At 68.4% G+C, this 12,377-nt stretch carries 15 protein-coding genes; 11 read left to right on the top strand and 4 right to left on the bottom strand.

The annotated features are described in order from the left end of the window. Positions 1–100 precede the first annotated feature (100 nt). The gene (gene ylqF, locus AC1RVY_RS07855) at positions 101–1,069 is read right to left on the bottom strand and encodes a ribosome biogenesis GTPase YlqF (protein WP_492245601.1); all 969 of its coding nucleotides are present in this window, start codon (positions 1,067–1,069) and stop codon (positions 101–103) included. Positions 1,070–1,173: 104 nt separating this feature from the next. Between ylqF and AC1RVY_RS07850 the strand changes: the two genes are divergently transcribed. Then, positions 1,174–1,425, top strand: coding sequence for a hypothetical protein (locus AC1RVY_RS07850; protein ID WP_218293964.1), 252 nt, complete (start codon positions 1,174–1,176; stop codon positions 1,423–1,425). Then, a complete protein-coding gene (locus AC1RVY_RS07845) occupies positions 1,422–1,652 on the top strand; it encodes an oxidoreductase-like domain-containing protein (RefSeq protein ID WP_370628433.1) in 231 nt (76 codons plus the stop codon). The genes AC1RVY_RS07850 and AC1RVY_RS07845 overlap by 4 nt, the downstream gene beginning before the upstream one ends. 189 nt (positions 1,653–1,841) lie before the next feature. Here the strand turns inward: AC1RVY_RS07845 and gshA are convergent, their stop codons facing one another. From gshA to AC1RVY_RS07830, 3 genes are all read right to left on the bottom strand, one after another. Then, positions 1,842–3,371: a glutamate--cysteine ligase gene (gene gshA / locus AC1RVY_RS07840; protein WP_218293963.1), complete on the bottom strand. Its 1,530-nt coding sequence runs from the start codon at positions 3,369–3,371 to the stop codon at positions 1,842–1,844. A 71-nt stretch (positions 3,372–3,442) separates the two neighbouring features. Further along, complete coding sequence (locus AC1RVY_RS07835) at positions 3,443–4,351, bottom strand: SDR family NAD(P)-dependent oxidoreductase (protein WP_218293962.1); 909 nt, start codon at positions 4,349–4,351, stop codon at positions 3,443–3,445. A gap of 291 nt (positions 4,352–4,642) precedes the next feature. Further along, positions 4,643–5,551, bottom strand: coding sequence for an aminotransferase class IV (locus tag AC1RVY_RS07830; RefSeq protein ID WP_492806075.1), 909 nt, complete (start codon positions 5,549–5,551; stop codon positions 4,643–4,645). 120 nt (positions 5,552–5,671) lie between these two features. On the opposite strand from AC1RVY_RS07830, the gene AC1RVY_RS07825 reads away from it, so the two are divergent. The 9 genes from AC1RVY_RS07825 to tolQ all read left to right on the top strand — a co-directional run bounded on the left by AC1RVY_RS07825 (position 5,672) and on the right by tolQ (position 12,368). Next, positions 5,672–5,953, top strand: coding sequence for a DUF427 domain-containing protein (locus AC1RVY_RS07825; RefSeq protein ID WP_218293960.1), 282 nt, complete (start codon positions 5,672–5,674; stop codon positions 5,951–5,953). A gap of 546 nt (positions 5,954–6,499) precedes the next feature. After that, positions 6,500–7,171 (top strand): DUF938 domain-containing protein, encoded by a 672-nt coding sequence (locus tag AC1RVY_RS07820; RefSeq protein ID WP_492806073.1) that lies wholly within the window; start codon positions 6,500–6,502, stop codon positions 7,169–7,171. Then, on the top strand, positions 7,168–7,467 hold the full coding sequence (locus AC1RVY_RS07815; protein ID WP_492806072.1) for a 2Fe-2S iron-sulfur cluster-binding protein: 300 nt from the start codon (positions 7,168–7,170) through the stop codon (positions 7,465–7,467). The genes AC1RVY_RS07820 and AC1RVY_RS07815 overlap by 4 nt, the downstream gene beginning before the upstream one ends. A 313-nt stretch (positions 7,468–7,780) precedes the next feature. Beyond that, positions 7,781–8,902 carry a bifunctional 3,4-dihydroxy-2-butanone-4-phosphate synthase/GTP cyclohydrolase II gene (gene ribBA / locus AC1RVY_RS07810; protein ID WP_218293957.1) on the top strand — a complete coding sequence of 374 codons (1,122 nt, stop codon included), beginning with the start codon at positions 7,781–7,783 and terminating at the stop codon, positions 8,900–8,902. Between the two features lie 5 nt (positions 8,903–8,907). After that, positions 8,908–9,372 carry a 6,7-dimethyl-8-ribityllumazine synthase gene (ribH, locus tag AC1RVY_RS07805; protein WP_218340687.1) on the top strand — a complete coding sequence of 155 codons (465 nt, stop codon included), beginning with the start codon at positions 8,908–8,910 and terminating at the stop codon, positions 9,370–9,372. Next, the gene (gene nusB / locus AC1RVY_RS07800; RefSeq protein WP_218293955.1) at positions 9,369–9,947 is read left to right on the top strand and encodes a transcription antitermination factor NusB; all 579 of its coding nucleotides are present in this window, start codon (positions 9,369–9,371) and stop codon (positions 9,945–9,947) included. Before ribH ends, nusB begins: the two co-directional genes overlap by 4 nt. A gap of 102 nt (positions 9,948–10,049) precedes the next feature. Beyond that, positions 10,050–11,234 (top strand): pyridoxal phosphate-dependent aminotransferase, encoded by a 1,185-nt coding sequence (locus AC1RVY_RS07795; protein ID WP_492806071.1) that lies wholly within the window; start codon positions 10,050–10,052, stop codon positions 11,232–11,234. A gap of 4 nt (positions 11,235–11,238) precedes the next feature. Next, entirely contained in the window at positions 11,239–11,658 is a 420-nt protein-coding gene (gene ybgC, locus AC1RVY_RS07790) for a tol-pal system-associated acyl-CoA thioesterase (RefSeq protein ID WP_218340685.1), read from the top strand. Beyond that, entirely contained in the window at positions 11,655–12,368 is a 714-nt protein-coding gene (gene tolQ / locus AC1RVY_RS07785; protein WP_218293952.1) for a protein TolQ, read from the top strand. The genes ybgC and tolQ overlap by 4 nt, the downstream gene beginning before the upstream one ends. Positions 12,369–12,377: the final 9 nt, after the last annotated feature.

Here is a 12,377-nt window from a genome sequence, read left to right as displayed (position 1 = left end):
GGCTGGCATGGTAACGCGATACCCCGCGGCCACCGAGCCTGCCGTGCGCGCCCACCGCCCGGGATGCCCTGGCCGGCGCCCGCGGCCCCGGGCGCGGGGCCTACTCGGCGTCGCCGGACGCCGGTTCGCGCACGCCCGAACCCTTGCCCTTGGCCTTGGCGCGCGCGTCCTTGCGGGCCTGGCGCCTGGCGTCCTCGGCCAGCCCGGCGGCCCGCCAGGCCTCGAACTCCTGCGGGGTTTCCAGCGTGATGCGGCCCAGGATCGCGGTGCGGAAATCGGTCATCACGATCTCGGCCGTCTTTTGCAGGTTCACGCGGCCGCCGCCCAGCATGGCGCCGCGCTTGCGGCCGATGGCCTCGAGCAGTTCGTCGTCCTGCATCGTGGCCATGGCGCCGGCTGGCAGGCCCAGCTTGTAGCGTGCCTCCAGCAGCGGGGCGTAGTGCTGCTGCAGGCGGCGCAGCAGCTCCAGCGCCACCAGTTCCTCGTCGTAGGCATTGCGGCCTACCGCGCCGCTGGCGGCCAGGTTGTAGCCGCTTTCGGGCACGATGATGCGCGGCCACAGCATGCCGGGCGTGTCCCACAGGTAGAAGTCGTCGGCCAGCGTGATGCGCTGCTCCAGCTTGGTGATGCCGGCCTCGTCGCCGGTCTTGGCCTGGCGCTTGTTGGAGAGGGTGTTGATCAGCGTGGACTTGCCCACGTTGGGCACGCCGCAGATGAGCACGCGCATGGGCTTGGCCATGCCGCCCCGGTTGGGCGACAGCAGGTGGCAGGCGTCGATGAGCTTGCGCGTGGGGGCCGGGTCGGACGCATCGAGCGGCAAGGCGCGCGTGTCGCTCTGGGCGTTGTACCAGTCCACCCACAAGGCCGTGCGGGCCGGGTCGGCCACGTCCTGCTTGTTGAGCACCTTGAGCGTGGGCTTGTGGCCCGTGATCTCGGCCAGCAGCGGGTTGGCGCTGGAGCCGGGCAGGCGCGCGTCCAGCACCTCGATCACCACGTCAATGTCCTTGATGCGTTCGGTGATGGCTTTGCGGGTCAGGTGCATGTGACCGGGGAACCACTGGATGGCCATGCGGGGGTACTTTCTTCTGTATTTGAATCAATCCAAGGGTGGCAAGGATAATCGCGGTCTCATCTTTTCATGATCTGGCGCGTTTTTGCGCCGCCCTGCCCACCATGCCGCTGCCCACTCCGTCGCCCTCCAAGCCCACCGCCAGCAAGGCCGACAAGGAAGTGCTGTTCAAGGGCGTGACCTGCGCCCTGATCGGCCTGGTCATCCTGCTGGCGCCCCATGTGGCGCGCTCCAACAGCGTGCGCGACCTCATGAGCCAGGCGGCCCTGGTGGGCTGGTTCGCGCTGGTGCTGGGCATCGCGTTCGTGGCGCAGTACGGCATGCGGCGCGCCCGGGCCGGGCGCCGCCCACGATGACATCGAACACCGCCACCATCCCGGCCCGCGCTGTGGACGGTGCCTCCGCGCAGCGGATGTTCCAGTGGCTGCAGCAGCGCGCCACGGACGCGGGCATCACCCTGCGCAACCCGCCTCCCGAGCCCACCACCTGCTGCGGGCGCGGCTGCAATGGCTGCGTGTGGGAGGGGTTTCTGGACGCCGCCGAGTACTGGCGGCAAGAGGCGCTGCTGCGGCTGGAGGGCTGAATTTCAAGCCAAATTGGCCTCTAGCGCTTGATGAATAAACGCTGGAAGCTATCAAATTCAGAGTACCGAACAACTCTGCCTTCTAGCAGACGTCGCCTAGAACTGGCGCTGCCCAAGGCCAGTGCCACCGTGGAACTGGCTCTGCCAGGCCACCGGTGGCGTCCCCCTTGGGGGAAGCGGCTCAGCCGCTCAGGGGGTCAATTCCTTCACCGACATGTACTGCTCGCGCCAGGCCTCGAACGGCAGCGTGTCCGCCGCCTCGATGGCCTTCTGCGCCGCGATCGACTCGTCGGCCATGGCCAGGTAGCGCGCCTGCTGCTCGGCCGTCCAGGGCAGGCCCAGCAAGGCGTCGCGCGCGGCGATGGACTGCTGGCGGGCAAAGGCTTCGAAGCTGTGGTGGTGCTCCTGCACGATGCTGTCGAGCACGCGGGCCGATGGCGTGCGCCCGGGAGCGGACATCAGCGCTCGGGCGTCGCGCAGCGCGGCGCTGTAATCCTGGGTGCCGTGGGTGGCGTCCAGCGCGGCGGCCAGGGGCTCGCACGCGGCCAGCACCTCGGCGCCCCATTCGATCAGGGGCACGCTCTGGCCGTTGCGCGAGAGCCGCAAGCCGGGCTCGCGGCCCCGCTCGGCCGTGAGGTGCTGGTTCTGCTTGAGTTCGGCGATCTCTTCGGGGGTGTCGGGCGGGCTGTCGGACAGCAGGCAGTGCAGCAAGAACACGTCCAGGAGCCGCATGGTGGGCGCCGTGATGCCCACGGGCACGAACGGGTCCAGGTCCATCAGGCGCACCTCGACGTATTCGACACCGCGTTCACGCAGCGCGTGCAGCGGGCGCTCGCCGGTGCGCACGGTGCGCTTGGGGCGGATGGTGCCGTAGAACTCGTTCTCGATCTGCAGCAGGCTGGTGCCCAGCTGGTTGTAGTCGCCACCCGGGTTGCGCACGCCCACGGTTTCGTAGGCCGGGTACGGCTTGGTGAGTGCTTCGTGCAGCGAGTTGGCGTAGCCCGTGAGGCCGTTGTAGCTCACGGCCAGCGTGGCCTGCGCGTCGCTCTGGTAACCCAGGCGCCCCATGCGCAGCGAGGTGGCGTGCGGCAGGTACAGCGCGCTGCCGCCCTCCATCTGCTGCAGGCGGTGTTCGCGCCCTTCCACGAAACACGGGCACAGCGCGGGCGAGGCGCCGAACAGGTACAGCAGCACGAAGGCATGGCGGCGGAAGTTGCGGATCAGCGAGAAATACTGCTCGCTGTCCACGCCCGGCAGCGACCAGTTGTAGTGGATGCCCGAGATGGTCTGCATGCGCCGGCCATAGCGGTGGCCCAGGCCCATGCGGTACACGCTCTTGGCGCGCCCGATGTTGGAGCCGCCGTAGCGCCCGATGGGAATGGTCTCGTCGGTGGGCAGGCCACAGGGCATGCTGGACGCCCACAGCAGCTCGCCGCCGCTGTTCTTCAGGGTGTGGTGCACGAACTGGTGCACCTCGGTCAGCTCATCCAGGCACTGCTGGACGCCCTTGTGGGCGCCGGTGATGAGTTCGAGCTGGGACTCGCTGTAGTCGGTGGTGATCAGGGGGTGCGTGAGGGCCGAGCCCAGCGCCAGCGGGTGCGGCGTGAGGGCCAGGCCATCGTGGGGCAGCACCCGCAGCCCCTCCTTTTCAATGCCGCGGCGAATCCCTCCCAGGGCCTGCGCCGGGTAGGCGGCCAGTCTCTCGTGCAATTTGCTCATATGTTTATACCGATCCGTCTTCTGTCGGCCCGGAACTTAGCACGGAGCAGGATTGCGCGTATGGACCTGGCTTAAACCCTCGCCGCCATGGCCTTGCTCACTTCATTGGTTCCCTGCGCCGCGCCACTTTGTGGTACTTGTTCGCCCGCGCGCCCTGTCGCTTCGGCCAGGCGAGCCGCCAGCTGCTCGGGAACGTCGGCGCCCAGCCCCAAGTGGATGCCCTGCGTGAGCGTGATGTGCGCGGCCTCGAACGTGCCCGCGCCCGCGCACAGGATGGTGCGCGTGGGCGCACTCTCGTGCGCCAGCACCAGCATGGCGGGCACCACGGCCTCGGGCTTCAGGGCGTCCAGCACCTCCTGGGGCATCAGGCCCTCGGTCATGCGCGTGGCGGCGGTGGGGGCCAGGGCGTTCACGTGGATGTGGTACTTGGCCCCCTCGATGGACAGGGTCTGCATCAGCCCCACCTGCGCCAGCTTGGCCGCGCCGTAGTTGGCCTGGCCGAAGTTGCCGTACAGGCCCGTGGACGACGTGGTCATCACGATGCGGCCGTACTGCTGGGCCACCATGTGCGGCCACACGGCCTTGCAGCAGTGGGCGGCGCCCATCAGGTGCACGTCCACCACCAGGCGGAAGTCGTCCATCTCCATCTTGGAAAACGACTTGTCGCGCAGGATGCCGGCGTTGTTCACCAGGATGTCCACACGGCCCCAGGCGTCGATGGCCTGCTGCACCATGGCCTGCACGGCCGCGTAGTCGGTGACCGAGGCGCCGTTGGCGATCGCCTCGCCGCCGGCCGCGATGATCTCGTCGACCACGGCCTGCGCCGCGCCCACCGAACCACCCTTGCCGTCCACCGCGCCGCCCAGGTCATTGACCAGCACCTTGGCGCCCCGCGCCGCCAGGGCCAGTGCATGCTGGCGGCCCAGGCCGCCGCCCGCCCCCGTCACGATGGCCACGCGGCCCTTGAATTCGATGTCCATGCAAGGTTCTCCTGTTGTGTCTGTGAAAAAGTTGGCTGGCGCACGCGCACCGCGCGTGGCACTGTAAGCCACGCGGCACGCGAGCATGGTTGCGCAGGCGACTCGGGGCCAGGGGCCCATGGCGCCCGCGCGCCACGCATGCCGCAGGCACGGCCCGGGCCGGCAGACGCCGCACCAGGGCCCGCGGGCGCCCCGGCGGCCTTGGCGTGCGTGCGCTGGCAGCGCCTCTCTTGCCGTGCACAGCGCGGAAAAAAAGGGGGAAGCAACGGCGCCGCTCAGGGGGTCGCCGCTTCATGCATAGCGCACGGGCTGGCTGTAGCGTGGATCGCGGTGCCAGTCCCAGTAGGTCCGCACCAGCTGGCGCACCACCGGCCCCACGGCGCCATCGCCCACCGGCCGCCCGTCCACCCGGGTGACAGGCAGCACGCCCCCGCCCGAGGTGGACAGGAACACCTCGTGCGCACCGCGCAGTTCGGCGGCCGGCAAGGCCCGCGCCTGCAGCGGCAGGCCCAGCGACGCCGCCATCTCGAGGACCGTGCGGCGCGTGATGCCTTCGAGCATGCCCTGGGCGGGCGTGGCGATGGTGCCCTGCGCATCCACGCAGAACACGTTGAAGCCAGGGCCTTCGACCACATGGCCTGCTCCGTCGGTGAGCACGACGGTGTCGCCCCCGGCGTCCAGCGCTCCCAGGAGCCCCATGGTGAGGTCGTTCCAGTGGTAGTTCTTGACGCGCGGGTCCACGCTGCTGGCGGGGATGCGCTGCACGTCGCTCACGATGAGGTTCAGGCCCCGCTCGCGCTGCGCCTCGTTGGCGATCCACACGTAAGGCACGGCGAACGCGTAGAACTGGTTCACGGCCTGGCGCGGGTCGCGCGAACCCCAGGGCGGCTGGCCGCGCGTGACGATCATCTCCACATACGCATCGCGCAGGCCCGACAGGCGCACGCACTGCTCCAGCACCGCCGCGATCTCGGCGGGCGAGCGTCCCGGGTCGAGCCGCAGGCGCGCACAGCTGGCCAGGAACCGCTCCAGGTGCGCGTCGAGCCGGAAGAATGCGCCGTCCCAGACGGTGACCACGTCGTAGGTGGCGTCGGAGCGCAGAAACCCCCAGTCGGTCAGCGGAATCGCCGCGTCGCCAATGGGAACGTACTGGCCGCGCACGCAGGCGGCCCCCTGGGAATAATCGGGTAAGGTGCTCATGCCCGCATTCTGGCCAGCGCGGGCCGCCCCGCAAGGCCCGTGGGGCCATTGCTCGCACATTCATCGCGGTCACCGCTTGTCCGTCAAGCGCTGCGCGGCATTCAATTGAAAGGAATTACCATGAAAGCAGTCTGGAACGGCGTGGTCGTCGCCGAGAGCGACGACACCGTGGTGGTCGAAGGCAACCACTACTTTCCCGAAAGCGCGCTCAAGCGCGAGTTCTTCACCTTCAGCAACCACAAGACCACCTGCCACTGGAAGGGCCAGGCCAGCTACCTGTCGCTGCTGGTCAACGGCGAGATGAACACCGACGCCGCCTGGTTCTATGCCGATCCCAAGCCCGAGGCCGAAGAAATCCGGGGCCGCGTGGCGTTCTGGAAGGGCGTGAAGGTCGCCGCCTGACCAGGAGGCCAGGGTTATCCCTGCCAGCGCTGGACAATCATGTGGATAAGTTTTGGCAAGTCCTGTATGGCAGCGCCAAGTGCTTGATTCATAAGGCCAAGGCCTGCGACGCCTCTTTTTTAGGCAATCGATCCCGCACTGGCTCCGGTTATCCCAGCCCGCACTGGACAATCATGTGGATAAGTTTGGAGAAGTCTTGTATGACATCCTTAAGTGATTGATTTATAAGAAATATCCTTGCATTGCCCAAAAAAGCGGCAACCACGCCCAGGGATTCCGCGCACCGCGCCCAGCCCCTTGCCACCCCCCAGTCCGCCCCGGTTATCCCTGCCCGCACTGGACAATCATGTGGATAACCCTGGACAAGCCTTGTATGGCGGGGGTAAGTGCCTGATTTACAAGGAATATCCTTGCACCGCTTAAAAAACAGGCACTGCCCCGCCACGCGCCGGCTGCGATACAGTTCCCATCGGCGCCCCCTGCAGAGCTACATTTTTAATAGCAACCAGCGCCCGCCAGTCCAGCGCGCATGAGCAAAATCATCCCATGTCCCCCCCTCCGCTCCCGCACAGTCCCGCCGCCGAACGCAACCAGGGCCCCATCCTGGCGGTGCTGCAGTCCCTGCTGGCGCCGGAAGGCGCGGCACTGGAGATCGCCAGCGGCACGGGCCAGCACGCGGCGCACTTTGCCGCCGCCCTGCCCGGCTGGAGCTGGCAGCCCACCGACCTGCAGGGAACGCACTTCGGCGCCATTGCCGGCTGGGCCGCGCACACGGGCGCGCGCAACGTGCGCACACCCGTGGCGCTCGACGTGCTCCAGCCCGCCTGGCCCGCCGATGGCCCGGCGTTCAGCCAGCCGTTCGACCTGATCTACTGCGCCAACATGCTGCACATCGCGCCCTGGGCGTGCTGCGCGGGCCTGATGCGCGGGGCGGCCCGCCACCTGGCGCCAGGCGGCCTGCTGGTCACCTACGGCCCGTACCTGGAAGACGGCGTGCCCACCGCCGCGGGCAACCTGGCGTTTGACGCCAGCCTGCGCGCCCAGGACGCCGCCTGGGGCATCCGCCGCATCGACGACGTGGCCGCCGTGGCGGCCGGGGCCGGGCTGCGGCTGGCGGCCCGCCATGCGATGCCCGCCAACAACCTCCTGCTGGTGTGGACACGCGCCGCCCCCGCCCCCGCCCCCGACGCCTACCCCGACACCACACACCACCCATGAGCACCCCACCCAACACCGCGCCCTTCTTCATCACCACGGTAGAGCCCGGCGGCCAGCAATGCGACGCCTGGCCCGAGCAGCCGCTGCTGCTGTCGCTGGAACAGGGCGGCATCGACTGGCCCAGCTCCTGCCGCAACGGCACCTGCCGCACCTGCATGGGCCAGCTGGCCGAGGGCACCGTGCGCTACGCCATCGAATGGCCGGGCCTCACGGCCGAAGAAAAAGACGAAGGCTGCGTGCTGCCCTGCGTGGCCTATCCCACATCGGACGTGGTGCTGCAGGGCAGCATGGTCTGAAGCCCCTCGCAGCCGCGCCGCACCGCCCGACGGCAGGGCGGCGCCGCCAAGGGGCGCCCCCGTCTGGGGAGCCTGCCCAACCCACGAGGAACTGATTTGCATCAGCCCCGGGGCGCCTCACCGGGCACGGCGCGGCCCGGTGCACTAAAATCCCATCCTTCTGGGGCAATATGCCCCTTTGACGAGCGGCAACGCCGCATCGCATGTTCTTTGGGCGGTTTCTTGGGGGTGCGCACAGCGTGGCGGCCTCCGGCCACGGGGACCTGCGCTGCGGCACCACCGCCAGCGGTCCCCTCAGAAAGCCCAGCCTTCCATGAACTCCCCCCTCACTCCCGTGCCGATCTCGCCCGTCGAGGACATCGTGGCCGAGATGCGCGCCGGCCGCATCGTCATCCTCGTGGATGAAGAAGACCGCGAAAACGAAGGCGACCTCGTCCTGGCCGCCGACCATGTGACGGCCGAGGCCATCAACTTCATGGCCCGCTTCGGCCGGGGCCTGATCTGCCTCACGCTCTCGCGCGAACGCTGCGAACGCCTGCGCCTGCCGCCCATGGTGGCCAGCAACGGCACCAAGATGGGCACGGCCTTCACCGTGTCGATCGAGGCGGCCGAGGGCGTGACCACCGGCATCTCGGCCGCCGACCGCGCCCGCACCGTGCAGGCCGCCGTGGCCCCGAATGCCGTGGCCGCCGACCTGGTGCAGCCCGGCCACATCTTCCCGCTGCAGGCCGTCGAAGGCGGCGTGCTCATGCGCGCGGGCCACACCGAGGCCGGCTGCGACCTGGCCGTGATGGCCGGCTGCAGCCCCGCCGCCGTGATCTGCGAGATCATGAAGGACGACGGCACCATGGCCCGCCTGCCCGACCTGCAGCTCTTCGCGGCCGAGCACGGCCTGAAGATCGGCACCATCGCCGACCTGATCGAGCACCGCAGCCGCACCGAATCGCTGGTCGAGAAGGTGGGCACGCGCGTGCTGCAGACGGCCTTTGGCGCCTTCACCGCCCACGCCTTCCGCGACAAGCCCAGCCAGGCCGTGCACCTGGCCCTCGTCAAGGGACAGTGGGGCGCCGACGACGTGGTGCCCGTGCGCGTGCACGAACCGCTGTCGGTGCTGGACGCACTGGAAGTCAACCGCTCCATGCACTCGTGGAGCCTGGACACCAGCCTGCAATACCTGTCCGAACAGGGCAAGGGCGTGGCGGTGCTGCTCAACTGCGGCGAGACCGCCGGCCAGCTGCTCTCGCAGTTCGAGGGCACGGCCCGCGCGGCGCAGGCCCCCGAGCGCGGCCGCATGGACCTGCGCACCTACGGCGTGGGCGCGCAGATCCTGCGTGAATGCGGCGTGCACAAGATGGCGCTCATGGGCCAGCCACGCCGCATGCCCAGCATGATGGGCTACGGCCTCGAAATCACCGGCTTCATTCCGAAAGAGTAAAAAACATGTTTGGCGCAGAAAAAGGAACAGCGGACAAGCTGGACGGCAAGAAGCTGCACATCGGCATCGTGCAGGCCCGCTTCAACGAAAGCATCACCAATACCCTGGCCGCGGCCTGCCGTGCCGAGCTTCTGAACCTGGGCGTGCAGGAAAAGAACATCCGGCACGTGCTCGTGCCCGGCGCCCTCGAGGTGCCCGTGGCCCTGCAGGCCATGGCCGAAAGCGATGAGTACGACGCGCTGATCGCCCTGGGCTGCATCATCCGCGGTGAAACCTATCACTTCGAACTGGTGGCCAACGAATCCGGCGCGGGCGTCACGCGCCTGTCGCTGGACTACCAGATCCCGATTGCCAACGCCATCATCACCACCGAGAACCTCGATCAGGCGGTGGCCCGCCAGACCGAAAAGGGCACCGATGCAGCCCGCGTGGCGGTGGAAATGGCCAACCTGCTGGACGACCTGTCATGAGCGAAAACACCCCCACGCCCTCCTCGGCGCGCCCTCCCAAGCAGGGCCGCACCGGGCTCAAGTCCACGGGCACGCGCAAGGCCGCATCCAAATCCAACCGCAGCCGCGCGCGCGAGTTCGCGCTGCAGGCGCTCTACCAGCACCTGGTGGGCGGCAACGACGCCCACGCCATCGACGCGTTCACGCGCGACCTGGCCGGTTTTCACAAGGCGGACTCGGTGCACTACGACGCCCTGCTGCACGGCTGCATCGCCACGGCCGCCGACATGGACCTGCTCATCACCCCGCTGCTGGACCGCAAGATGGCCGAAATCTCGCCCATCGAGCACGCCACGATGTGGATCGGCGTGTACGAGTTCCAGCACTGCCTGGACGTGCCCTGGCGCGTGGTGCTCAACGAGTGCATCGAACTGGCCAAGGAATTTGGCGGAACCGACGGCCACAAGTATGTGAATGCCGTGCTCAACGGCCTGGCCCCCCAGCTGCGCGCGCTGGAAGTGGCGGCGGACAAGGCTGGCGGCGCGGCGGCCGCCCCCACCGCCCCCCCATCCGGGGCATCCGCTGACGGCGCCTGAGCTCCCGGGCGCGCCGGGCCGCCACGGAGCCGCGGCGGGCGCGCCCCCATTCCCCCTTCCATTTCAAACGACACCCGGCCAGCACGGGCAGGACGCCTTTCCATGAAGTTTTCCACGCGCGCCGAGCGCATCGAACCGTTCTATGTAATGGAGGTGGCCAAGGCCGCGCAGGCCCTGGCGCGCGAAGTGGCGGGCACGCGCGAGCCGATGATCTTCCTGAACATCGGCGAGCCGGACTTCACAGCGCCGCCGCTGGTGCAGGAGGCCGCGATGCGCGCCGTGCACGGCGGCGCGACCCAGTACACCAACGCCCTCGGCCTGGATGCGCTGCGCGAACGCATCAGCGGCTGGTACCAGGGCCGCTTTGGCGTGAACGTGCCCGCGCGCCGCATCGTGGTGACGGCCGGCGCCTCGGCCGCGCTGCAGCTGGCGTGCCTGGCGCTCATCGAATCGGGCGACGAGATCCTGATGCCCGATCCCAGCTACCCGTGCAACCGCCACTTCGTGAGCGCGGCCGAGGGCAAGGCCGTGCTCGTGCCCACCACGGCCGCCGAGCGCTACCAGCTCAGCGCCGACAAGGTGCGCGCCGCCTGGGGCGAAAAAACCCGGGGTGTCCTGCTCGCATCGCCATCGAATCCCACGGGCACCTCCATCGCCCCCGGCGAGCTGCGCCGCATCCACGACGTGGTGCGCGCGCACGATGGCATCACCCTGATCGACGAGATCTACCTGGGCCTGTCGTACGAGGAAGAGTTTGGCCACACGGCCCTGGCCATCGACGACAACATCATCAGCATCAACAGCTTCAGCAAGTACTTCAACATGACGGGCTGGCGCCTGGGCTGGATGGTGGTCCCCGAGGCCATGGTGCCCGTGGTCGAGCGCCTCGCGCAGAACCTGTTCATCTGCGCGAGCACCGTGTCGCAGCATGCCGCGCTGGCGTGCTTCGAGCCCGAGAGCATCGACGAGTACGAACGCCGCCGCGCCGAGTTCAAGGCCCGGCGCGACTTCTTCATCCCCGCGCTGCAATCGCTGGGCCTTTCCGTGCCCGTGATGCCAGACGGCGCCTTCTACGCCTGGGCCGACTGCACGCAGGCCGCACAGCGCCTGGGCGTGAACGGCAGCTGGGACTTCGCGTTTGAGCTGATGCGCCGCGCCCACATCGCGGTGACGCCGGGGCGTGACTTCGGCACGGCAGAGCCCGAGCGCTTCATCCGCTTCTCCACCGCGAACTCCATGGCCCAGCTGCAGGAATCGGTGGAACGGCTGCGCAGGCTCCTCGGGTGACACCATGGGCTTTGAGTTCCCCATCCGCGTCTACTGGGAGGACACCGATGCCGGCGGCATCGTGTTCTATGCCAACTACCTCAAGTTCTTCGAGCGCGCCCGGACCGAATGGCTGCGCTCGCTGGGCGTGGGCCAGCAGCGATTGCGGGAACAAACCGGCGGCATGTTTGTCGTAACCGATGCGCAGCTGCGCTACCACCGGCCCGCCCGGCTGGACGATGAACTGATTGTTACCGCCGCCCTGCAGGCCCCAGGCCGCGCATCGTTGACAATAGTGCAGCAGGCGCTCCTGAAACCAGAGCAGATGACCGAACAGCCTCCCCTGTTGCTGACCGAAGGCACCATCCGCATCGGATGGGTCGATGCCGCGACGATGCGCCCTGCAAGAATACCGAGCACCCTCCTGGAACAACTCTCACCATGAACTCCCAAAACATGTCCATCATCTCCCTGGTGCTGCACGCCAGCTGGGTGGTGCAACTCGTGATGCTGCTGCTCCTGGGCGTGTCGGTCGCCAGCTGGGCGGCCATCTTCCGCAAGCTGTTTTCCTTGAAGCGCGTGAAGACGCTCAACGACGACTTCGAACGCGAGTTCTGGTCGGGCACCAGCCTCAACGACCTGTACGCCAGTGCCGCGCAGAACGCCAAGCAGGCCGGCCCCATGGAACGCATCTTCGCCAGCGGCATGCGCGAGTACCAGAAGCTGCGCGAGCGCCGCATCGTGGACCCCGGCACCCTGCTCGACGGCGCACGCCGCGCCATGCGCGCGAGCTTCCAGCGCGAGATGGACGTGGTCGAATCCAGCCTGTCGTTCCTGGCCTCGGTGGGCTCGGTCTCGCCGTACGTGGGCCTGTTCGGCACGGTGTGGGGCATCATGCATGCGTTCACCGGCTTCGCCGGCATGGAGCAGGTCACGCTGGCCACCGTGGCGCCGGGCATCGCCGAAGCCCTGGTGGCCACCGCCATCGGCCTGTTCGCCGCCATCCCGGCCGTGATCGCCTACAACCGCTTCGCGCGCGACATCGACCGCGTGGCCACGCACCAGGAGACCTTCATCGAGGAGTTCTCCAACATCCTGCAGCGCAACCTGGGCGCGCACCCGGCGGCCCCCGCCCCATCGGCCTCCGGCCACTAACCGCAGGAG

It is taken from the genome of Acidovorax sp. GW821-FHT11A03, assembly GCF_058809075.1.
This window is presented reverse-complemented; position numbering and strand designations above follow the sequence as displayed.

Excerpts from the sequence above, each read along its gene's own strand:
- ylqF (WP_492245601.1), bottom strand. The coding sequence starts at position 1,069 with ATGGCCATCCAGTGGTTCCCCGGTCACATGCACCTGACCCGCAAAGCC.
- AC1RVY_RS07850 (WP_218293964.1), top strand. The coding sequence starts at position 1,174 with ATGCCGCTGCCCACTCCGTCGCCCTCCAAGCCCACCGCCAGCAAGGCC.
- AC1RVY_RS07845 (WP_370628433.1), top strand. The coding sequence starts at position 1,422 with ATGACATCGAACACCGCCACCATCCCGGCCCGCGCTGTGGACGGTGCC.
- gshA (WP_218293963.1), bottom strand. The coding sequence starts at position 3,371 with ATGAGCAAATTGCACGAGAGACTGGCCGCCTACCCGGCGCAGGCCCTG.
- AC1RVY_RS07835 (WP_218293962.1), bottom strand. The coding sequence starts at position 4,351 with ATGGACATCGAATTCAAGGGCCGCGTGGCCATCGTGACGGGGGCGGGC.
- AC1RVY_RS07830 (WP_492806075.1), bottom strand. The coding sequence starts at position 5,551 with ATGAGCACCTTACCCGATTATTCCCAGGGGGCCGCCTGCGTGCGCGGC.
- AC1RVY_RS07825 (WP_218293960.1), top strand. The coding sequence starts at position 5,672 with ATGAAAGCAGTCTGGAACGGCGTGGTCGTCGCCGAGAGCGACGACACC.
- AC1RVY_RS07820 (WP_492806073.1), top strand. The coding sequence starts at position 6,500 with ATGTCCCCCCCTCCGCTCCCGCACAGTCCCGCCGCCGAACGCAACCAG.
- AC1RVY_RS07815 (WP_492806072.1), top strand. The coding sequence starts at position 7,168 with ATGAGCACCCCACCCAACACCGCGCCCTTCTTCATCACCACGGTAGAG.
- ribBA (WP_218293957.1), top strand. The coding sequence starts at position 7,781 with ATGAACTCCCCCCTCACTCCCGTGCCGATCTCGCCCGTCGAGGACATC.
- ribH (WP_218340687.1), top strand. The coding sequence starts at position 8,908 with ATGTTTGGCGCAGAAAAAGGAACAGCGGACAAGCTGGACGGCAAGAAG.
- nusB (WP_218293955.1), top strand. The coding sequence starts at position 9,369 with ATGAGCGAAAACACCCCCACGCCCTCCTCGGCGCGCCCTCCCAAGCAG.
- AC1RVY_RS07795 (WP_492806071.1), top strand. The coding sequence starts at position 10,050 with ATGAAGTTTTCCACGCGCGCCGAGCGCATCGAACCGTTCTATGTAATG.
- ybgC (WP_218340685.1), top strand. The coding sequence starts at position 11,239 with ATGGGCTTTGAGTTCCCCATCCGCGTCTACTGGGAGGACACCGATGCC.
- tolQ (WP_218293952.1), top strand. The coding sequence starts at position 11,655 with ATGAACTCCCAAAACATGTCCATCATCTCCCTGGTGCTGCACGCCAGC.